The sequence below is a fragment of the Conexibacter woesei Iso977N genome (genome assembly GCF_000424625.1).
Lineage (GTDB): Bacteria > Actinomycetota > Thermoleophilia > Solirubrobacterales > Solirubrobacteraceae > Baekduia > Baekduia woesei_A.
Genome location: NZ_AUKG01000002.1, coordinates 1,773,807 through 1,794,303, shown reverse-complemented (window position 1 = coordinate 1,794,303; position 20,497 = coordinate 1,773,807). Strand labels below are relative to the sequence as shown.

At 72.3% G+C, this 20,497-nt stretch carries 20 protein-coding genes and 2 tRNA genes; 12 read left to right on the top strand and 10 right to left on the bottom strand.

The genetic code is table 11. The features are described 5' to 3' along the window. Window positions 1-52: 52 nt before the first annotated feature. Window positions 53-1,096, top strand: a complete 1,044-nt coding sequence (locus tag H030_RS34065; protein WP_155892183.1) for a deoxyguanosinetriphosphate triphosphohydrolase — start codon at window positions 53-55, stop codon at window positions 1,094-1,096. Here the strand turns inward: H030_RS34065 and H030_RS0121050 are convergent. Continuing rightward, window positions 1,093-1,995: an AraC family transcriptional regulator gene (locus H030_RS0121050; RefSeq protein ID WP_027007562.1), complete on the bottom strand. Its 903-nt coding sequence runs from the start codon at window positions 1,993-1,995 to the stop codon at window positions 1,093-1,095. The two genes, H030_RS34065 and H030_RS0121050, sit on opposite strands and share 4 nt — an antisense overlap. A gap of 84 nt (window positions 1,996-2,079) precedes the next feature. Here H030_RS0121050 and H030_RS0121045 point away from each other — a divergent pair, with 84 nt between their 5' ends. From H030_RS0121045 to dnaG, 4 genes are all read left to right on the top strand, one after another. Then, window positions 2,080-2,865: an NAD(P)H-binding protein gene (locus H030_RS0121045; RefSeq protein WP_027007561.1), complete on the top strand. Its 786-nt coding sequence runs from the start codon at window positions 2,080-2,082 to the stop codon at window positions 2,863-2,865. A gap of 10 nt (window positions 2,866-2,875) precedes the next feature. After that, window positions 2,876-3,196, top strand: a complete 321-nt coding sequence (locus tag H030_RS0121040) for a YbjQ family protein (RefSeq protein WP_027007560.1) — start codon at window positions 2,876-2,878, stop codon at window positions 3,194-3,196. Window positions 3,197-3,271: 75 nt separating this feature from the next. After that, complete coding sequence (locus H030_RS0121035; RefSeq protein WP_027007559.1) at window positions 3,272-4,774, top strand: methyl-accepting chemotaxis protein; 1,503 nt, start codon at window positions 3,272-3,274, stop codon at window positions 4,772-4,774. A gap of 51 nt (window positions 4,775-4,825) precedes the next feature. Next, window positions 4,826-6,700, top strand: coding sequence for a DNA primase (dnaG, locus tag H030_RS37660; RefSeq protein WP_155892182.1), 1,875 nt, complete (start codon window positions 4,826-4,828; stop codon window positions 6,698-6,700). A gap of 50 nt (window positions 6,701-6,750) precedes the next feature. Here dnaG and H030_RS0121025 read toward each other — a convergent pair. The 3 genes from H030_RS0121025 to H030_RS0121015 all read right to left on the bottom strand — a co-directional run bounded on the left by H030_RS0121025 (window position 6,751) and on the right by H030_RS0121015 (window position 9,469). After that, window positions 6,751-6,822 (bottom strand) — tRNA-Asn (locus H030_RS0121025). 410 nt (window positions 6,823-7,232) lie between these two features. After that, window positions 7,233-8,333 carry a glycosyltransferase gene (locus tag H030_RS0121020; protein WP_231398498.1) on the bottom strand — a complete coding sequence of 367 codons (1,101 nt, stop codon included), beginning with the start codon at window positions 8,331-8,333 and terminating at the stop codon, window positions 7,233-7,235. A gap of 89 nt (window positions 8,334-8,422) precedes the next feature. Continuing rightward, window positions 8,423-9,469, bottom strand: a complete 1,047-nt coding sequence (locus H030_RS0121015; RefSeq protein ID WP_027007557.1) for an LLM class F420-dependent oxidoreductase — start codon at window positions 9,467-9,469, stop codon at window positions 8,423-8,425. Between the two features lie 99 nt (window positions 9,470-9,568). On the opposite strand from H030_RS0121015, the gene H030_RS0121010 reads away from it, so the two are divergent. Further along, a complete protein-coding gene (locus tag H030_RS0121010; protein ID WP_027007556.1) occupies window positions 9,569-10,039 on the top strand; it encodes a hypothetical protein in 471 nt (156 codons plus the stop codon). Window positions 10,040-10,062: 23 nt separating this feature from the next. Here the strand turns inward: H030_RS0121010 and H030_RS0121005 are convergent, their stop codons facing one another. Next, window positions 10,063-10,782 carry an SDR family oxidoreductase gene (locus tag H030_RS0121005; protein ID WP_027007555.1) on the bottom strand — a complete coding sequence of 240 codons (720 nt, stop codon included), beginning with the start codon at window positions 10,780-10,782 and terminating at the stop codon, window positions 10,063-10,065. Window positions 10,783-10,860: 78 nt separating this feature from the next. On the opposite strand from H030_RS0121005, the gene H030_RS0121000 reads away from it, so the two are divergent. Beyond that, entirely contained in the window at window positions 10,861-11,868 is a 1,008-nt protein-coding gene (locus H030_RS0121000) for a thioredoxin family protein (RefSeq protein ID WP_155892181.1), read from the top strand. Here the strand turns inward: H030_RS0121000 and H030_RS0120995 are convergent. Beyond that, on the bottom strand, window positions 11,865-12,242 hold the full coding sequence (locus tag H030_RS0120995; protein WP_051223295.1) for a CoA-binding protein: 378 nt from the start codon (window positions 12,240-12,242) through the stop codon (window positions 11,865-11,867). The two genes, H030_RS0121000 and H030_RS0120995, sit on opposite strands and share 4 nt — an antisense overlap. Before the next feature lie 48 nt (window positions 12,243-12,290). On the opposite strand from H030_RS0120995, the gene H030_RS0120990 reads away from it, so the two are divergent. The 3 genes from H030_RS0120990 (at window position 12,291) to H030_RS37655 (ending at window position 13,673) form a co-directional block, all read left to right on the top strand. Beyond that, window positions 12,291-12,364, top strand: a tRNA-Ile gene (locus H030_RS0120990). A gap of 45 nt (window positions 12,365-12,409) precedes the next feature. Beyond that, the gene (locus tag H030_RS0120985; protein ID WP_027007552.1) at window positions 12,410-12,640 is read left to right on the top strand and encodes a hypothetical protein; all 231 of its coding nucleotides are present in this window, start codon (window positions 12,410-12,412) and stop codon (window positions 12,638-12,640) included. Between the two features lie 145 nt (window positions 12,641-12,785). Next, on the top strand, window positions 12,786-13,673 hold the full coding sequence (locus H030_RS37655) for a CHAP domain-containing protein (RefSeq protein WP_155892180.1): 888 nt from the start codon (window positions 12,786-12,788) through the stop codon (window positions 13,671-13,673). A gap of 3 nt (window positions 13,674-13,676) precedes the next feature. Here the strand turns inward: H030_RS37655 and H030_RS37650 are convergent, their stop codons facing one another. Genes H030_RS37650 through H030_RS0120960 form a run of 4 tightly spaced genes read right to left on the bottom strand, consistent with a single transcriptional unit; the run spans window position 13,677 to window position 16,973 of the window. Then, on the bottom strand, window positions 13,677-14,597 hold the full coding sequence (locus tag H030_RS37650; protein ID WP_051223290.1) for an LLM class flavin-dependent oxidoreductase: 921 nt from the start codon (window positions 14,595-14,597) through the stop codon (window positions 13,677-13,679). Between the two features lie 10 nt (window positions 14,598-14,607). After that, complete coding sequence (locus H030_RS39290; RefSeq protein WP_155892179.1) at window positions 14,608-14,760, bottom strand: hypothetical protein; 153 nt, start codon at window positions 14,758-14,760, stop codon at window positions 14,608-14,610. 37 nt (window positions 14,761-14,797) lie between these two features. Beyond that, the gene (locus H030_RS0120965) at window positions 14,798-15,346 is read right to left on the bottom strand and encodes a tetratricopeptide repeat protein (RefSeq protein ID WP_027007551.1); all 549 of its coding nucleotides are present in this window, start codon (window positions 15,344-15,346) and stop codon (window positions 14,798-14,800) included. Next, entirely contained in the window at window positions 15,294-16,973 is a 1,680-nt protein-coding gene (locus H030_RS0120960) for an NAD-binding protein (RefSeq protein ID WP_027007550.1), read from the bottom strand. Before H030_RS0120960 ends, H030_RS0120965 begins: the two co-directional genes overlap by 53 nt. Window positions 16,974-17,233: 260 nt before the next feature. On the opposite strand from H030_RS0120960, the gene H030_RS37645 reads away from it, so the two are divergent. Beyond that, window positions 17,234-18,199 (top strand): HD-GYP domain-containing protein, encoded by a 966-nt coding sequence (locus tag H030_RS37645; protein ID WP_155892178.1) that lies wholly within the window; start codon window positions 17,234-17,236, stop codon window positions 18,197-18,199. A 105-nt stretch (window positions 18,200-18,304) separates the two neighbouring features. After that, window positions 18,305-20,491 carry a methyl-accepting chemotaxis protein gene (locus H030_RS0120950; protein ID WP_027007549.1) on the top strand — a complete coding sequence of 729 codons (2,187 nt, stop codon included), beginning with the start codon at window positions 18,305-18,307 and terminating at the stop codon, window positions 20,489-20,491. The last annotated feature ends 6 nt before the right edge of the window (window positions 20,492-20,497 follow it).

The following is a 20,497-nucleotide window of genomic DNA, read 5'->3' as shown; positions in this document are numbered from 1 at the left end:
TCTGTTGCGATCGGGAAGGACGCGGGTGGCCGAGTGCGAAACTCGGTGCGAGATGATGGACGTCGCCGCCGCACCCGGACATGTCGCCTCGGCCTTCGCCGCGCGCCAGCAGGCGTGGGAGGACGAGCACCTGTCGGATCTCGCCGCCCGGTCCTACCCGGCGCGGCGGAGGGACTTCGAGACCGACTGCGGGCTGCGGACGCCGCTGCAGCGCGACCGGGACCGGATCGTGCACTCCAAGGCGTTCCGGCGGTTGAAGCACAAGACGCAGGTGTTCGTGTCGCCCGAGGGCGATCACTACCGGACGCGCTTGACGCACACCTTGGAGGTGACGCAGGTCTCGCGCACGGTGGCGCGCGCGTTGGGGCTGAACGAGGACCTGACCGAGGCGATCGGCCTCGGGCACGACCTCGGCCACTCGCCCTTCGGCCACCTCGGCGAGGCCGTGTTGGACGCCTGCATGAGGGAGCGCTTCGGCGACGGCTTCCGCCACAACGAGCACTCGCTGCGCGTTGTCGATGTCCTCGAGAAGGACGGCCGCGGGCTGAACCTGAACGACGACGTCCGCGACGGGATCCTGAGTCACTCGTGGCGCGCGACGCCGCCGCGCACGCTGGAGGGCATGATCGTCCGGATCGTCGACCGCGTGGCCTACCTGAACCACGACATCGACGACGCCATCCGCGCCGGGGTCCTGCGCGAGGCCGATCTTCCGCACGAGGCGATCTCGGTCCTCGGCGACACCGGTTCTCACCGCATCGACGCCCTGGTCCACGACCTCGTCGAGTCCAGCGACGCCGCTCAGAGGATCGTGCAGGGCCCGGCGGCGGCGCAGGCGATGGAGACGCTCCGGGACTTCATGTTCGCCAACGTCTACCTCGGCGAGCGCCAGAACGCCGAGCAATCCAAGATCGACCGCCTCCTCCGGACCCTCTTCGACCACTACGTCTCCGACCCCACCAACATCCCCGACGGCGGCGGAGCCCCCGGCACCGACCCCGGCCAACGCGTCGTCGACTACCTCGCCGGCATGACCGACCGCTACGCCGTCCGCATCTTCGAAGACCTCACCATCCCCGACTCCTTCGCCCTCTAGCCCCCGGCGGCAGCTGCGCGGTGCTCGGCGCGCCAGCGGCCGGGTGTTGTGCCGTGGTGGCGTTTGAAGGCGTCGGAGAAGGCGAACTCGGTGGTGTAGCCGATGGATGTTGCGACGGTGGCGAGGGTGGAGTTGGGGAGGAGCAGGGCTGTCGCCGCGAGGTCCATGCGGAGGTTGGTGAGGTAGGTCGAGGGTGGGGTGCCGACGGTCGCGGCGAACTTGCGGGCGAAGGCCGCGCGGGACATGCCGGCGAGGGTGGCCATCGACGCGACGGTCCAGTGGACTGAGGGGCGGGAGTGGATCGCGCGGAGGACGCGGCCGAGCGCCGGGTCTGCGAGGGCGTCGTACCAGCCGGGTGGATCGCTGTCGGGGCGCTCGAACCAGTCGCGGAGGGCGTAGACCAGCAGGAGGTCCAGGAGGTGGTCGAGGACGGTCTGCTGGCCGGGGGATTCGTGCTCGACTTCGTTGGACAACAACTCGATCGTCGCGCGAAGGGCCGGGCCTTGCTCGTCGGCGCGGAGGATCAGGAAGCGGGGCAAGGTGTCCAACAACCCGTCGCAGACCGTGCCCTCCAAGGTGTAGGCGCCGCAGAGCAGCTCCGCGGTGCCGTCGGCGGCCGAGCCCTCGCCGCGGAGGTCGGCGATGGGGGTCGCTGCGGCGCCGGGGGTGGAGACGATGTTGTAGGGGTTGCCGGATTGGGCGAGGACGATGTCGCCCGTGGAGAGCGCGACGGGGTGGGGTGCGCCGGTCTCCAGGTACGCGTCGCCGAGCAGGAGGGCGTGGAGCGTCAGCGGGCGGGTGCCGGAGAAGGCGGCGCCCCAGGGCGGCTTGAGTGCCAGCGAGGAGAAGACGGAGCCGCGGGCGTGGGCGCGGGAGAGGAGGTCGGCGAGGACGTCCATGGCGCCGTCCAGGATAGACGATCGCGTATTTAAGAACGACAAATGCCCATGGAATGTGCTCCCAACGAGGAGCATCATGGGTTCATGACCAACTTCCTTCTCCTCGGCGGCACCGGCAAGGTCGGCCGCCGACTGGCTGCGGTCCTGCGGGCGCACGGCCATGGTGTACGTGTCGCTTCGCGTGGTGAGCGCGGCGACGTGGTGTTCGACTGGAACGACACGGCGACGTGGCCGAACGCGCTCGAGGGCATCGACGGCGTCTTCGTCGTCGGCCCCGGCTCGGCGACGGACTGGTCGCCGAAGCTGCGCCACTTCGAGACCACCGCCGCGGAGGCGGGCGTCCGCCACGCCGTCCTGCTCTCCGCCCGCGGCGTCGAGTTCCACCCCGACGGCGCGGTCGCCCGCGCCGAGCAGACTCTGCGCACCGGCCCGCTGGCGTGGACGATCCTGCGCCCGACGCACTTCGCCCAGAACTTCACCGAGGCAATGTTCGTCCCGGACGCCAACGGCGAGGTCCGCGCCCCGGTCGGCGACGCGCGCCATCCGTTCGTCGACGTCCAGGACATCGCCGAGGTCGCCGCCGCGGCGCTCACCCAGCAGGAGCTCGATGGCAAGGTGATCGACATCTCCGGCCCCGAGGCGATCCCGTTCGCCGCGGCCGCGCAGGCCGTCGGCGGCACCTACGTCCCGCAGTCGCGCGACGAGCACGTCGCCGCGCTGCGCGCCGCCGGCACGCCCGAGGGCTACGTCACCTGGCGCATGGCGATGCTCGACGGCATCGCCCGCGGCGACGACGCCTACATCTCGGACGGCGTCCCGCGCGTCCTCGGCCGGCCCGCGACGCGGCTCCAGGAGGCGCTCGCCGACTAGGGTCCGCCGCATGATCATCTCCACCATGAACGACCTCCCCGGCTACACGGTCGAGGAGGTCGTCGGCGAGGTCTTCGGCCTCACGGTCCGCTCGCGCAACGTCGGCTCGCAGATCGGCGCGTCGCTGAAGTCGCTCGTCGGCGGCGAGCTGAAGGGCATGACCAAGATGCTCGGCGAGGGCCGCGACCACGCGACCGAGCGCCTGATCGAGAACGCCGAGGCCAGGGGCGCCAACGCGATCCTCGCGTTCCGCTTCGACACCTCCGAGCTCGGCACGACCTGGACCGAGATCTGCGCCTACGGCACCGCCGTGCGCGTCCGGAAGGTCTGACCGCGCACGCGCCCGAACACCGTTCTCCCGCCGCCGGGTGATCAACCACCCGTCCGGGTGGCCGATGAACGAGGCGTGAACGCTCTCCTGTCCCGCCTGCCCAAGCTCCCCGGCCTCCCGGCGGACGTCTGGGCGCCCCGCCACCGCGCGATCCTCGCGCTGGTCTGGGCGCACGTCCCGGTCATCTTCCTGTGGTCGGTCCTCAAGGGCTTCCCGGTCTGGCATGCCGCGCTCGACGCGTTCCCGATCGCCGCGCTCGCGCTGCTGGCCAACGCCAAGCAGTTCTCGCAGACCGCCAAGAGCTGCGTCGGCGCGATCGCGCTCGTGACCTGCTCGGCGATCGTCGTCCACGTCGCCGGCGGCGCGATCGCCGCGCACTTCCACTTCTTCGTCGTGCTCCCGGTCATCGGCCTCTACGGCCAGTGGAAGCCGTTCCTCTGCGCGGTCGGCTACATCGTCGTCCACCACGGGATCTTCGCCCTGCTCGCGCCGCGCGCGGTCTTCCCGGGCCATCCGGACATGGGCATGACGCTGCAGATGACCTCGGTCCACGCGGCGTTCGTCGTCGCCGAGGTGATCGCGCTGGTCGCGTCCTGGAAGCTCGCCGAGGACCAGTCCGACCTCCTGGACCAGCGCAACCAGCAGCTCGACGCCCGCCAGGGCGAGCTGGACGCGACCGTCGCCCAGCTGGAGGAGTCCGGCCTGCGCACGCGCATGGCGCTGGAGACCGTGACCGCGCTGACCGGCGAGGTCGGCGTCAGCGCCAAGACCGTCGCGGGCAGCGCCGAGGAGATCCGCGAGACCGTCGCGCGCAACACCGCCGCGGTCTCGCAGCAGTCCGCCGCGATCGAGGAGGCGTCGGGCGCGGTGGAGAGCGTGCGCGAGGTCGCCGAGCGCACCGCCGCCGAGGCGGCCGACGTCGCCGGCGCCGCGCGCGAGTCGCTGTCGCTCACCGAGGCCGGCGCCGCCGCGCTGCAGGAGATCCTGAACTCGCTGGGCCGGATCAAGGACGAGGTCGGCGCGACCGCCACCGGCGTCGCGACGCTGAGCGACCGCGTCCGCGCGATCGGCGAGATCACCGCCGCGGTCGACGACCTCTCTGAGCAGAGCAAGTTGTTGGCCTTGAACGCGTCGATCGAGGCAGCCCGCGCCGGCGAGCACGGCCGCGGCTTCGCGGTCGTCGCCGAGGAGGTCCGGGCGCTGGCCGAGCGCTCGCGCGAGTCGACCGCCGCGGTCGACGAGATCCTCAAGGAGATCGACGTCGCCACGCGCGACGCGGTCGTCGCCGCCCAGCGCGGCGCCGACGTCGTCGAGCAGGGCACGCGCCAGGCCGCCGAGACCGAGGGCGTCATCGCGCGCCTGAGCGAGGCCGCCGCGGGCGCGGCGCAGCGCGTCGGGGAGATCGCCGACGCCGCGGGCGACCAGCGCACGCGCATCGAGGACGTCGCCACGGCGATCCGCAGCGCGGCCGACCAGACCGCCGAGCTGGTCGGCGTCGCGGCCCACGCCGAGGACGTCGCGGGGCGCCTGCAGTCGCTCGCGGGCGACCTCGAGGCGTTGACGGAGCAGGGCGCTTAAAGCGTCCCGCCGAGGGCGGCCGCCGCGGCCTATGCTGCGGTGTCCGTCCCGATGCCCCGTTACGCCGACAGCGACAAGGAGAAGCTCCGCGAGGCGGTCGACATCGTCGACCTCATCTCGAAACGCACCGAGCTGCGCCGCTCCGGGCCGGGCCAGTACAAGGGCCTGTGCCCGTTCCACGAGGAGCGCTCGCCGTCGTTCAGCGTCGACGCCCACAAGGGCGTCTACCACTGCTTCGGTTGCGGGGTCGGCGGCGACGCCTTCAAGTTCGTGCAGGAGACCGAGGGCCTGGACTTCATCGGCGCGATGGAGTCGCTGGCGCAGCGCGTCGGGATCGAGCTGACCGTCGAGGACGAGGACCCGCGCGCGGCCGAGAAGCGCAAGGCGCGCGAGCGGCTGCTGGAGCTGCTGGAGCGCGCGACCGGGTTCTACGAGCGCTACCTCTGGGAGTCGCAGGAGGCCGCGCCCGCGCGCGCGTACCTCGTCGACCGCGGGTTCACCGAGGAGACGCTGCGCACGTTCCGGGTCGGCTACGCGCCGAGCGCGTGGGACAAGCTGCTGATGGCCGGCCGCGCCGGGGGCTACGGCAACAGGGAGATCTTCGACGCCGGGCTGGCCGTCAAGTCCAACAGGGGCCAGGGCCGGATCTACGACCGCTTCCGGCGGCGGATCATGTTCCCGCTGGCCGACGCGCGCGGCCGCGTGCTCGGGTTCGGCGCGCGTGCGCTGGGTGCGGACCAGAAGCCCAAGTACCTCAACTCGAACGACGGCGAGATCTTCCACAAGGGCGAGATCGTCTACGGCGCGCACCTGGCGCGAAGCGCCGCGGCGCGCGCCGACGAGGTGATCGCGACCGAGGGCTACATGGACGTGCTGGCCCTGCACCAGGCCGGGATCGTCAACGTGGTGTGCATCATGGGGACGTCGCTGACCGAGCGCCAGGTCGGCGAGCTGGCGAAGCTGGGCAAGACGGTGTTGTTGGCGCTGGACGCCGACTCCGCCGGGCAGGAGGCGATGCTCAAGGCGGCCAAGGTGGCGGCGCGTTCGAAGCTCGCGCTGCGCGTCGTGCCGCTGCCCGTCGGGTTGGACCCGGCCGACGTCGTCCAACAACGCGGGGTCGAGGCGGCGGCGGAGTTCTTCCAGCACTCGGTCCCGTTCGTGCGCTTCCAGGTCGACCGCGAGCTGGAGCGCGGGGACTTGACCGACGCCGAGGGCAAGGACAAGGTGATCGCCGCGCTGCGGCCGGTGTTCGCGACGCTGCCGCCGAGCGCGCTGCGCGAGGAGCTGGTCGACGTCGTCACCGCGGGTGTCGCGCTGGACCGGGCGAAGGTGTCGTCGTGGCTGTCGATGCCGGTCGAGGAGGAGGACGCTCCGGCGGCTGCTCCCGCGGCGGTGCAGCAGTCCGCGCCGCCGCAGCGCCAGCCCTACGGTGGCGGCCGCAACGGGGGCGGCGGAGGCTGGCAGCCGCGCCGGAGCTTCGAGCCCGACGTCGGGCCCGCCAGGCGCAAGGGCAGCCAGGTCGCGCAGGCCGAGCGGGCGTTCCTGGCGCAGTGCGTCGTGACGCCGTCGCTGGCGCGCGACCTGCTGCCCAAGCTCGACAAGGCGACGTTCAGCAGCGAGTTCATGGGGCGGCTGGCGACGCATCTGGAGGGCAACCTCGAGGAGCCGACGGCCAACATCGACGAAGGCGACGACCTGCTGCGCAACGCGGTGTCCGGTCTGATCGCGGACTCCGCGGGGCTGACCAACTCGCCGACGGTCCTGCGCCGCGAGCTGGCGCTGGTGGAGCTCAAGCGCCTGGAGCGCGACCACAGGGCGGCGATCGCCGCGAGCGACGGCAACGCGGCCGGGCTGCGCGTCAAGGTCGACGCGGCCAAGCAGCGCTGGGAGGAGCTCGTCTCCCAGTCGCTCGAAGAGGCGGCGTAGCGGCTCCGGAACGAGCGAAGCCCGCGCGGGCGCGGGCTTCGGTCACACAGCTCCGGGGGTGGGACTCGAACCCACAACCCTTCGATTAACAGTCGAATGCTCTGCCATTGAGCTACCCCGGATCGCAGGCCTGGCGGATAGTACCGGTCCATGGAGGGCATACGAGTTGTCGGGCTCGACGACGCCGAGGCGATCCCATGGGCGAGCGCGGGCGTGACCTGGCGGCCGCTGCGCGCGGCGCTGGGCGTCCGGGCGTTCGGCTGCGCGGCGTTCACGGGCGACCGCGGGGACCGCGTGTGGAGCAGGCGGACGGTGGCGGGCGCGGGCACCAGGAGGTCTACGTCGTGCTCCGGTCGCCGCCGACTCACCCGGCATGTTGTCCGCCTTGGCCCTCGCCTAGCCGCGCGCGACGCTGGCCGGCGGCGGCGTCGGTCCGAACGGATGGGTCAACGGCAGCTTGGTGTTCGTATGGGACGCCGGACTGCCGTTGACCCTTGGGTCCGAGCCCGAACGGCGCCGGAGCCCCCGGCCCTCAGGTGGCGCGGGCTGCGAGGTCTTCGACGAGTTGGGCGGCGGTCGCTCCGGGGTCGTGGGTTGCGGACCAGTGGGAGAGCTTGGCGGCGTTCGCTGCGAGGCGGTCGCGGTCGGCGAGTGCTTTCTGGATCGCGAGGTTGAGGCCGCGGGGGCCGATCAGGCGGCGGGGGAGGCGGATGCCGACGCCGGCCCAGTCGACGCGGGCTGCGTTCTCGTTCATGTCGCCCGCTGCGGGGCAGGCGACGACGGGGACGCCGTTGCTGAGCGCTCGCATCAGGGTGCCGTGGCCGACGTGGCAGACGACGAGGTCGCACTGCGGCATGGTGCGGGAGTAGGACAACCAGTCGACGAGCTTCGCGTTCGCGGGCACGTCGTAGCCGCCGGTCTCGCCGCGCTTGTTGGTCGTGGCGATCACGCGGACCGGGAGATCGGCCATCGCCGCCAGCGCCGCGCGGAGCATCACGCCCTCGTGATCCTGCGCGGTCGACGGCGCGACCAACACCAAGGGGTCGGTCCCGGATGGCAGCTCGACCGGCTCCGACGGCGGCTCCCACGACAGCGGCCCGACGATGTGCGTGTTGATCTCCGGCACCGCCCGTGGGTACTCCAGCTGCGGGAACGTCACGACGATCGCCAGCTCGCGCGAGATCCCGCCGTGGACGTGGGCCTGCGGCGGCAGACCCAACCGCGAGCGCGTCTCGTTCAGCTCGCGCCGACCGAGTTGTAGGCCTCGCTCCAGCAGCGGGTCGAACAGCCCCCAGAACGCGCGGCCCACGCCGGTCCGCGGCAGCCGCGCGCCGATCGAGTACGGCGGCCACCCCGGCGCGCCGCGCGGGTCCAGGTGCGGGATCAGCGTCGCGCGCGGGACGCCCTCCAGCTCGGCGGCCAGCGCCGGCGCCAGCGTCAAGATGTCATGGACGACAACATCCGGGCGTTCCGCGACAACAAGCTCGCGCGTGGTCGTCGCCGCCCGCCGCACCGCCTCGTAGGGCTTGAGCGGCCGCTCCCGCGTCGGGAACACGTGGTACTCCGGCGCGGCCGCGAACCGCATCCCCTCACGCTCGACGTCCTCGCGCCAGCGCGTCCACGTCTCAACCACCACATCATGCCCGCGCGCACGCAGCGCGCGGCCCAGGGCGATGATCGGGAACGCGTGGCCCGCGTCCCCGAACGCCCCCAGCAGGACCTTCAGACCACGTCCTCCAACAACTCGGCGACCAGCCGCAGCTGCTTGATCCGGTCGTCCTTGGTCCAGGCCATGGGGGAGACGCCGAGCGTCCCGACCCCGGCCTCCTTGTAGATCCGCAGCCGCTCGCGCACGCGATCCCTCGGCCCGACCAAGGACACCAGGTCGATCAGCTCGTCGGGGAGCGCCGCGGCGGCCTCCTCCTTCTTGCCGTCGAGGTAGAGGTCCTGGACCTTCCTGGCCGCGTCCTCGAACCCGTAGCGCTGCACGAGGATGTTGTAGAAGTTCTTGTCGCGCGAGCCCATGCCGCCGATGTAGAGCGCCATGAACGGCCGCATCGCGTCGCGCGCGCCTTCCACATCATCTTCGGTGATGTTGACGTTGACGGTCGGCGCGATGTCGAAGCCGTCCAGCGAGCGCCCGGCCTTCGCCGCGCCCTCCTGGAGCGACTCGGTCAGGATCGGCAGGTGCTCGGGCGACAGCAGCGTCGGCATCCAGCCGTCGGCCATCTCGCCCGCCAGCGCGGTGTTGCGCGGCCCGATCGCCGCGAGGTAGATCGGCATCCGCTCCTGGACCGGCGCGATCGTCAGCTTCAGCGCCTTGCCCGGCCCGTTCGGGAGCGGCAGGTCGATCGTCTCGCCGTGGTACTCGAGCCGCTCGCGCGCCAGCGCGATCCGCAGCACCTCGATGTACTCGCGCGTGCGCTGGATCTGCCTGCCGAAGCGGACGCCGTGCCAGCCCTCGCTCACCTGCGGGCCGGACGAGCCGATCCCGAGCAGCATGCGGCCGTCGGAGAGCTGGTCGATCGTCGCCGCGGTCATCGCCGTCATCGCGGCGGAGCGGCCGGGCATCTGGAAGATGCCGGAGCCGAGCTTGATCCTGGACGTCTGCCCGGCCAGCCAGGCCAGGATCGTCGCCGCGTCGGACCCGTAGGCCTCGGCGGTCCAGACGCTGTCGTAGCCGAGCCGCTCGGCCTCCTGGACGATCGCGAGTTGGTCGGCGCTCGTGAGGCCGAGGCCCCAGTAGCCGATGTGGACACCGAGCTTCATCCGCAACTTCCCTTTCACCAGGAGGACATCGCCTTGGCGTCGCGTGATCAGGGGCGTAGCCTCCGACTCGTCCCGCGCGTTCCAGCGAGCCGGAAGACTATGCGATCACTCACTCACTCGCCGATCGACGACCTGCGCCTGGCCATCGACTGCCTGCCGCTCCGCACGCGGGAGGCGATGCTCGACGGCGTCCGCGCGAACGAGATCATCGTCGGCGCCTACTCCGACCGCTCCGGCGGCGTGTGCCCGATGCTCGCCGCCCATCGCCACGGGGGCCGGACGTCGTTCGTCTCCTTCGCGCACGCGTGGGACAGGTTCGCGGGCGCCAAGCGGGCGCGGCGCGCGACGACGCGTGAGCTGCGGGTGCTGGTCGCGCAGCTGGAGGCGTCGATCCTGGCCGAGGCGGACTTCGCCGGCGCGATCGCCGACCACCAGCGGATCGCCCGCGACCGCCGGGCGCGCGAGGCCCGGCGGACGGGGTTCGGCTGGCTGGGCGAGCGCCGCGCCGCCCGCGACGCCGAGGGCGCGCTCGCGCAGGTCGAGACGCGCCGGCAGCTGCTGCCGAAGTAGCGCGCCGCCGCGCGGCGGCGCGGTCAGTCCCCGGGGCGGATGAACTGCACCTCGGGGATGATGCACGCGGGCGACACCTTCAACAACAGCCGGACCGTCTCGGCGATGTCCTGCGGCGTGATCATGTCCTCGGCCGCGACCGCGCCCTTGACGAAGTCGGTCATCGGCGTGTCGACGAAGCCCGGGCACAGGGCGGTGGACTTGATCCCCTCCGGGCTCAGCTCCTTGTGCATGGCCTGGGTGAACGACACGACCGCGCCCTTGGTCGCCGAGTAGACCGACAGCCAGCCCTCGCCGCGCTTGCCGGCGATCGAGGCGGTGTTGACGACCAGCGCCTTGCGGTGCTCCTGGCCGGCGGCGCGCAGGAGGTCGATCCCCTCGCGGTAGAAGAGGATCAGCGAGCGCAGGTTGACGCCGAGCTGGATGTCGAGCTTCTTGGTGTCGATCTCGGCGACCGGCTGGCCGATGCCGACGCCGGCGTTGTTGATCAGGACGTCCAGGCGGCCGAAGCGGGCGCGGTGGGCCTCGACGACGGCCTTGACGCCGTCCTCGTCGCCGAGCGGCCCGGCGACCACCTCGACGGCGTAGCCCTTCTGCTTGAGGCCCTCGGCAGCCTCCTGAAGCTTCTCGGGGCGGCGGGCGGCGACGGTCAGCCCGTAGCCCTCCTGCCCGAGGACGTCGGCGATCGCCAGCCCGATCCCGGACGACGCTCCCGTCACGATCGCTGCGCGCTGCTCGGCCACGTTGGTTCTCCTCCATCTGCGCTTAACACGACACCGGCGCGCGGTATCCAATCAGGCCACTAGCCTTCCCGGCTGCCCATGCCTCGCCTGACACGGTCCACCACGTCCATGTTGATCGCGCTGGCCGCCGTGGCCGTGGCCGCTGCGGGGTGCGGTTCGAGCGGGAGCGGCGACAACGCCGCGCCGCCCGCGCAGCCCCAGCCGACGGCCAAGGCGGAGGACTTCCCGAAGGCTGCGGGGCGGACGCTGCCCGACGTCATCAACAACCTGCCGGCGGGTCCGAACCTCGCACCGAGCGTGTCGATCCTGAAGCCGGGGACCAACCGGATCGGGTTCGCGCTGTTCGACAACGCGGGCAAGCAGCTGAGCGGGGCCGGGGTCGCCCTGTACGTGGGCGCGACCGATGGGTCGAGCGCGCACGGGCCCTACGTCGCGCGGGCGGAGTCGCTGAAGGTCTCGCCGCAGTTCGAGAGCAAGCAGACGGCGACCGACCCGAACGCGGCGCGCGGGGTCTACGTGGCGAACGTCCCGTTCAGGAAGAACGGCAAGTACGCGGTCCTGGCGATCGCGCAGCTCGACGGGCGGCTGGTGGCGACGTCGCCGATCGGCGTGCAGGTCGGTGGGCGCAAGGTCACGCCGCCGGACGTCGGCGACAGGGCGCCGGTGATCCACACGCTGACGCCGGCCGACGTGGCGGGCGACGTCAGGAAGATCGACACGCGCGTGCCCGCCGCGCCTTCGTTGTTGAGGGACGACTTCGCCGACGTGGTGGGCAAGAAGCCGGTCGTCATCACGTTCGCGACGCCGCAGCTGTGCCAGTCGCGCGTGTGCGGTCCGGTGGTCGATGTGGTGGATGAGGTCCAGGCCAAGGTGGGGGACAAGGTGTCCTTCATCCACCAGGAGGTCTACCAGGACAACCAGATCAACAAGGGCCTGCGGCCGCAGCTCGTGACCTACAGGCTGCAGACCGAGCCTTGGACGTTCGTGATCGACAAGAACGGCGTGATCTCGACGCGCTTCGAGGGCGCGTTCAGCGCCAACGAGCTCGAGCGCGCGGTCGCGAAGGTCGACGGCGGCGCGAGCTAGCCGCGCAGCCGCGGCCACTCGATCGCCGGGCAGCGGTCCATGACGACCCGGAGCCCGGCGTTCTTCGCGCGGTCGGCCGCATCGTGGTCGATCACGCCGAGCTGCAGCCAGACGCCTGAGGCACCGCGGGCGATCGCCTCGTCCACGTAGGCGCCGGCCTGATCCGAGCGCCGGAAGACGTCGACCACGTCGATCCTGATGGTGTCGGGGACCTCCGCGATCGACCCGTAGCACCGCTCCCCCAGGATCTCCTCCGCGCGCGGGTTGATCGGGACGACCCGCTTGCCCCGCGCCTGCAACAGCGCGGCGATCCGGTGCGAATCCCGCCCCGGATCCGGCGAGCACCCCACCACCGCCCACGTCTCCGTCGCCATCAACAACTCCCGCACATCGTCATCCACACGACCTAAGATCGCGCACCCGGGGCGGTAGCTCAACTGGTCAGAGCCGGGGACTCATAATCCCTCAGATCTGGGTTCGAATCCCAGCTGCCCCATCGGCGCCGCGCGAACAAGCTCGGGAACGGGTAGCAAGCCCGGCGATGACGGAGACCGATCGCCCGTCGCGCAGCCGCGCCCTGAAGGTGGTCCAGCTGGTCTGCGCCGCCGCTGCCACGGCGTTCTGGGTCATGGTGCTGTTCGACCCCGACCCACCGTGGCCGCTCTTCGCCGCGCTCTGGGTGCTGATGATGGTCGGCTACGCCATCAGCATCGTGCGCTGGCACCGCGAAGGCTCGGCGTGGCCGTCGAAGGAGCCGGACGACTACCGCTGAGGGTCAGTCAGCGGACGTGGGTCGTGAGAGGAACGTGAGAAGCGGTGCATGGACTCCGGAACGCTGGGCATTGCTGCGAGGGCAGGTCGTGCCGGCGGTCCGGGAGGGGCGTCGGAGGTCCAAACTCAGCGGGAAGGAAATCCCCTTGCTCAACCATCTCTTCGCAACTGCGCGACGTCGCGCAGTTGGTCTCTCGGCCGCGGGCGTCGCGGTCACGGCGGCGCTGGCCGTTCCGGCCGCGCAGGCGATGCCTGCCTGTGGCGACGTCGGCAGCCCGCAGTGCCCGTCGGCCGTCAGGACCGCCGACGGCACGGTCAACGTCAACGCCGGCTACACGCTCACGGTTCGCAACGCCCCCAACAGCGCCGCGGCGAAGGTCCGCAAGCTCAGGAACGGCGCCAAGGTCACGATCGTCTGCCAGACCAAGGGCGAGAGCACGAGTGGCACCTACGGCACCTCGAAGCTGTGGGACAAGCTGATCAAGGGCGGCTACGTCAGCGACACCTTCATCTTCACCGGCAGCGACGGCCGCGTCGCCCCGGACTGCAACGAGGACAGCGGTCCTCCCGCCCCGCAGCCCAGGTCGCACCCGACCGACAGGCAGCCCAAGAGGGGCCTCCCGCGCGACGTCACGCTCAAGAACGACTACCCGTTCCCGAACGCGAACCCCAAGGACGCCGACAAGTGGGGGTTCTACTACCGCGAGTGCACGAGCTTCGTTGCCTCACGCCTGAACCGGATGGTTCACTTCACGTTCAGCAACCGCATGGACGGCGGCCACTTCGGCGACGCCGGCAACTGGGACGACAACGCCCGCGCGCTCGGCTTCAAGGTGGACAACAACCCGACCGTCGGCTCGGTCATGGTGCGTGACAGCGGCACCTGGGGCCACGTCGCGATCGTCTCGAAGGTGACCAAGACCCAGTTCATGGTCGAGGAGTACAACCACGACACCCCGCACGGCTATGGCACCCGCTGGATCAGCCGCGCGCCGAACGCGGACTGGGATCACTTCATCCACTTCCGCTGGTAACGACTACGCGGTAGCCAGCGCCACCGCTTCCGCGAGCGTCCGGATCGAGGCCTCGGTGATCGGCGACACCACCAGGATGATGTCGTCGGCGCCGGCCTCGTGGAGCTCGCGGAGGCGCGCGGCGATCTGCGTCGGCGTCCCGGTGATCGGCGGCGCCTCGGGGATGATCGGGCGCTCGGGCGCCGACTCGTCGAGCATCACCAGCGCGCACGCGGAGCGCAGGATGTCGCCGGGCTCGCGACCTGCTTCGACCGCCGCCGCCGAGATCCGAGCGTTCAGGGACGCGAAGCCCTCGGCGGTGTTGCCGTAGTCGTCCCACCACGTGTTCCACGCGTCGGCGTGGGGCAGGGCGATCGACAGCATCCGCGGCCCGTTGGACCCGATCATGATCGGGACGCGCGGCGGCTCCGGCAGCAGGACCGCGTCCTCGACGGAGGCGTAGCGGCCCGACGCGCTCACGCGCTCGCCCGCGAGCAGCCCCCGGATGATCGGGAACGCCTCGGCGAAGCGGCCGACGAGCTTGTCGTGGGGGAGGCCGAAGGCGTCGAACTCCTCGGTGTTCCAGCCCGCGCCGATGCCGAGCACGAACCGGCCGGAGCTGATCTCGCCGATCGTCGCGGCCATCTTGGCCAGCACCGCCGGCGGGTGGAAGGCGGCGCAGGCGACCAAGGGCCCCAACTCGACGCGCTCGGTGACCGCGGCCAAGGCGGACAACATGGTCCACGCCTCGTAGGGGCCGCGCTCGGAGCGGGCGGCGGTCGCGCGGTACAGCAGGTGGTCGCCCACCCAGACCGAGGCGAACCCCGACTCCTCGGCCGCCTGGGCCATCGCCATCACTTCGGTGAAGCGGACGGGCCGCTCGACCTCGGGGAGCTGGACGCCGATGCGCAGCGGGCGGCGAGGAGACGTGTTCGCGGCGGTCACGCCGCCGAGGCTAACGGGCGAAACGGCCGCGCAGGTGGCGCAGCAGGCTCGCCTTGACGACGACGTCGGACTGGGCGGTGGTGAACGGCTGGGAGAGGAGAGAGGTCATGAACATCATCTTGGCCCTGAGGCCCCCGTCCCACATCGGGAGGATGGTGCGCATCGGCGCAGCCCACCCCTTAGCTGCGTAAGGCGACCCCTTAGTCCTGGCTCAGGCCGGCCATGTCCTTGCCGTAGAAGGCCATCGAGCGCTGGTAGCGCGGGAGCTTCGGCGCCATCGCCGCGACCACCAGGCCGACGCCCTCGCGCGCCCGCCCGGCGTCGGCGAGGCAGAGCGCGAGCGTGCAGACGAGCGCGTCGTCGAGGGTCGCAGGATCGTCGCCGGCCGGAGTCGCGGCGGTGACCGGAGGCGCGGTGGCGGCGAGGCTCGCGGCGCGCTCGGCTTCGAGGAGGACGACTCCGCGCTCCGGCTGGCCGAGGTTCCGGAGGGAAGACGACAGCTGGATCAGCGCACGGCGGCGCCGGTACCCGTCGAGGCCGGCGGCCAGAGCGGCTTCGTACAGCACGACCGCCTCGTCCGGATGACCGGTCGAGTCGGCCGCGCAGCCGCGCTCGAACGCCGCGACCGGATCGCCGTCGTCCAGCTCGCCCGCGAGCGCGTCGACCAGCGCCCGGAACTCGGCCTCCTCGACATCATCAAGTCGATCCCACAGCGCGGCGGACCGCGTCTCCCACTCCTGCGTCGGCATGCAGGAGATCGTCGCAGGCCGCGCGCGTTCCCACGATCGCGATCGCCATACCCGCCGCGACCACCAGGTCCTCCCGCGGCCGCCAGCGCCCGTCCAGCGCCAGGACCCGCAGCGCCCGCTCGTGGTGCAGCGCGCCGACCGAGCGACCGGCGACCGCGCTGCCCGCCGGGACCGCCGTCTCGACCACCCGCAGCGCCGTGTTGGCCAGCGGCAGCGCCCCCGACGACGCACGCCGGCCCAGCAGCGCCGCGGTGAACGCGGGCGCCGCCAGCCCCGCCACCGAACGCGTCAGGTCCAGCTCGACGGAGCGATCGAGCCGCTCGGCCAGGTGCGGGTCGAAGATCCGCAGGACCACCCGCAGCCCCGGCGAGTGCTCCCGCGCCGCCAGCCCGCACTGCAGGTTGGCGAGGTCGTCGTTGGTGACCGCCATCACCGCCCGCGCGCGTTCCACGTGCACATCGGCGAGCACGCCCGGCGTCCGCGCGTCGGCGAAGACGACCGGGATCCGCAGCGCCCGCGCGACCGCGATCCCGACCGCGCCGTCGTCGTGCTCGACCCCCACGCACGGCACGCCCAGCGCGTGCAGCCCCGCGACGATCGCCGCGCCCGCCTTGCCGAGCCCGCAGACGATCACGTGGTCCTCGCGCGGCCGCGGGAAGCGCCCGAGCGCGTGGTCGATCCGCGATCGCACCAGCAGATCCGTGACGAACGCCAGCACGCTCGCCAGCAGGATCGCCGAGACCGCCATCAGCCCGATGTCGTACAACTTCAGCCAGTCGCTCGCGCCCGCGAGGTTGACGTCGCCGTAGCCGACGGTCGCCATCGTCGTCGCCGTGAAGTACATGGCGTCGACGAAGTCGAGGTGGCGCGACAGCGCGAACACGGCGGTGCTGACCGAGAACACCAAGATGATCGCCAGCGCCAGCCACTCGGCGCGCCGCGGCACCAGCCGCGCCGCCGCGCGCGCCCGCGCCCGCAGCGAGTGCCGCGGCCGCCGCGGTGCCGCCGCCGCGCCGCCGCCTCGCGCCGCAGCCACCGCCGAGGGCAGCGCCCCGCGCGCGCCCGCGACCGCGCCGTCGGGGTCGATCAGCGCGAGCACGTGCTCGCCGAGCGCAGCGCGCGGCGGCAGGACGGCGTCGCCGTCGGCCAGCGCGACCACCAGCCGCGGGTCGTCGCGGTCGACCTGCGCCACCTCCAGGACGCGTCCCGCGACCGTCACGCGCTGGCCGGTGTTGCCGCTCAGCGCCGCCTGCAGGAACGCCGGCGCCGCCACCTCGGTGTCGCTCAGCACCACGCCGCGGCCGCCGAGCATCCGCGCCACGCCGCCCGCCAGGTCGGCGGCGAACAGCCGCACCACGATCCGGCACTCGGCGTTCAGCTCGGCCACCAGCAGCGCCGCGTTGAGGTTCGCGAGGTCGTCCGGCCCCAGCAGGCCGACCGCCGTCGCGGACCGGACGCCCGCCTCCAGCCAGGCCTCGGGCGCCGTCCAGTCCCCGACGACGAGCCGCTCGGCACCCCGCGCGGCCAACGCCTCCCCCGAAGCGCACAAGGACACGGTTGGCACCCCGGCGCCGGCGAGCTCCTCGCGGACGCGCAGCGGAACGCCGTCGTCGCCTGCGAGCAACACCGGCGCGGAAGCGGATGGAACGTGCGCGCCGACGCCGGGGGCCTGTGTCACTTGGAACGCCATGGTGGCAGGGCAAAACGCCTGCGTCTGCCTCCATTCGGGCCAGAACCGACTCGCCCGCGTGTCGAAAGCTCCGCACAGGAGCGCAAAGCGCCAACGCGCCGAGCGACGCCAAACCGCGGTAAAGCTGCCGTCGTGGGCCGCCGATCACCAACGGAGTGACGAGGAGCCGCCCCGGGTCACAGGTGCAGATCGCCGACGTGCTGACGCGTTGGCGACGCCGGCCTGCGGCCGCGGCCGCGATCCTGATCGGCCTCGCCGCGTGCACCGCGCTCGTCGTCGCCGTCGGCGGCCCGCCCACGCCGACCACGCACCTCTACTACTTCGTCCTGATCGCGGCCGCCGTGCTCTACGGGCCGCGCCTCGGGATGCTCGTCGGCGCCGCCGCGGCGCTGCTGGCCGAGCCCGGCGCGCTGACGATCCTGGGCGAGCACGTCGACCTCGACGGCCCGTGGCTCCTGCGCGGCGCCGCGATGGTCCTGGTCGGCGGCGTCACCGGCGCGCTGACCACCGCGCTGGTCCAGCGCGTGCGCGAGCTGGAGCGCCTCAACGAGGAGACGATCTTCGCGTTCGTCCGCGCGATCGACGCCCGCGACCCCTACACCGCGCGCCACTCCGAGAAGGTCGCGGCCTACGCCGTCCGCCTCGCCCGCGCGCTCGGCCTGCCGCCGGCCGACTGCGAGCGGATCCACCTCTCCGGGATGCTCCACGACGTCGGCAAGGTCGCGCTGGAGCGCTCGATCCTCCACAAGCCCGGCGCGCTGTCCGACGAGGAATGGCAGCAGGTCCGCGAGCACCCGGCCCAGAGCGCCCACATCCTCGGCGCGGTGCAGCGCTTCGCCGCCTACATCCCGGGCGCGCGCCACCACCACGAGCGCTACGACGGCCGCGGCTACCCCGACGGCCTCGCCGGCAGGGCGATCCCGCTCGACGCCCGGATCCTCGCGGTCGCCGACGCCTACGACGCGATGACCTCGGACCGCTCCTACCGCCCGGCGCTCCCGCACCGCGAGGCGATCCAACGCCTACAACAAGACGCCGGGACCCAGTTCGACCCGGACTGCGTCCGCGCCTTCGCCGCGCTGGACCTCGAGACCCGCCCCGGCCGCGCCGACGAGATCCTCGTCCCGCTGCTGGACCTCAGGGCGCTGCCCAACGTCGTCTGAGCACCCGGCCGCGCGCCCGCCCGCGTCAGACCGAACGGCGGTCGGCGCGTCGGATACGCCAACCGGCTCAACCGCCGCGTCAGCCTGCCGACACCACCGGGAACCATGCCGCCGCTCCGTTCGCTTCGCCTGAAGCTCGTCCTGGCGATCGTCCCGATCGCCGTCGTCGCAATCGCGACGCTCACTCTGTTGGCCATCAACAAGGCCTCCGACGCCCAGCGCAGGTCCGAGTCCGCCCACCTCACCGAGCTGACCGCGCACAACGCCGCCGTCCAGGACTCCGGCTTCCGCGAGCAGGAGGACACGAGCCGCAACCTCGCCGCGACCTTCAAGGGCTACACCGGGGCGAACCGCGCCGAGGCCGAGCGCATGTTGAGGGACATCGCGCAGGCCCACCCGAACCTGCTCGGCTTCTGGCTCGGCTACGAGCCCAACGCCTTCGACGGCCGCGACGCGCAGTTCGCCGGCACCAGGGGCGAGACGAGGTCCGGCCGCTTCTCGCCGTACATGACGCGCGTCGACGGCGCGGTGCAGAACGAGCCGGTCGACTCGATCGACGGCAACGCCTACTACGACGTCCCGAAGGCCACCAAGAAGCCGTTCGTCGTCCAGCCCTACGTCTACGAGGGCACGCTGATGACCTCGTACCAGACGCCGATCCTGCGCGATGGGAAGTTCATCGGGGTCGCGGGTCTGGATCGCTCGCTGAACAAGATGAACGCGGCGGTCCGCAGGATCACCGTGTTGAAGTCCGGCTACGCGATGATGGTGTCCAACAACGGCACCTTCGCCTCGGCGCCGAACGCCAAGCTCGTCGGGATCAAGACGCTGACCCAGGAGGCCAAGGCGCTGAAGGCGCCGGTCCTGGCCAAGATCGCCGCGGGCGTGAAGGCCGGCAGGGGCGGCCAGGTCGAGGCCGACGACCCGTTCCACAACGACCGCCGCGTCCTGATCTCCTGGGCGCCGGTCAGGACCGGCGGCTGGGGCTTCATCACGGTCGCGCCCAAGAGCGAGGTCTACGCCGCGGTCCACTCGCTGCGCACCAAGCTGCTGGTCGTCGGGCTGATCGCCCTGCTCTTCCTCGTCGCCGCGGTCGTGTTCTTCGCCCGCCGCCTGACCAAGCCGATCGGCGGCTTCGTCGAGCGCCTCGAGCAGCTCTCGACGGTCGACGTCGCCGCGCTGAGCGACGGCATGGGCGCGATGGCCCAGGGCGACCTGACCCGCGAGGTCCAGCCGACCACCGAGCCGCTGGAGGTTCGCGGCGAGGACGAGATCGCCCGCGCCGGCCGCGCGCTCAACGACGCGATCGAGGGCACGAGCGAGTCGCTGCGCGCCTACGAGCGCACCCGCGGCGCGCTGGCGCAGATGATCGGCGGCGTCGCCCGCAGCGCCGATCAGCTCAACTCCGCGTCGCGCGAGATGTCCGACACCGCCGAGCAGACCGGCCGCGCGGTCCAGGAGATCGCCACCGCCGTCGAGGGCGTCGCCCACGGCGCCGAGCGCCAGGTCAAGATGGTGGCCAACACGCGCCAGCGCACCGACTCGGTCGGCGACGCCGTCCGCGACTCGGCGACCACCGCGCAGGCCACGGCCGCCGCGGCCGACCGCACCGCCGAGGTCGTCTCCGAGGGCGTCGCCGCCGCCCACGCGGCGACCGACGCGATGGCCGCCGTCCGCGACGCCTCGACCGACGCCACCGGCGCGATCCGCGAGCTGGCCGGCAAGTCGGAGGAGATCGGCGGCATCGTCGCCTCGATCTCCGGCATCGCCGAGCAGACCAACCTGTTGGCCTTGAACGCCGCGATCGAAGCAGCGCGCGCCGGCGAGCAGGGCCGCGGCTTCGCCGTCGTGGCCGAGGAGGTCCGCAAGCTGGCCGAGGAGTCCTCGCAGGCCGCGTCGTCGATCTCGTCGCTGATCGCCGAGATGCAGGAGGGCACGGGCCGCGCGGTCCGCGCCGTCGAGCACGGCGCCGAGCGCACGGGCGAGGGCACCGCGACCGTCGAGCAGGCCGCCGCCGCGTTCGCGGCGATCGGCTCCGCCGTCGCCGAGGTCACCGAGCAGGTCGGCGCGATCGCCGACGCCGCCGACCGCGTCGTCGGCGAGCTGGCCCGCGTCCAGGACGAGGTCGCCGAGATCGCCGACGTCGCCGAGGACTCCAGCGCCGCCAGCGAGCAGGTCTCCGCCTCCACGCAGCAGACGTCGGCCTCGACCGAGCAGGTCGCGGCGTCGGCCCAGGAGCTGGCGCGCACGGCCGCCGAGCTGCGCGAGGCCGTCGCGGCCTTCCGTCTCTAGGCAACC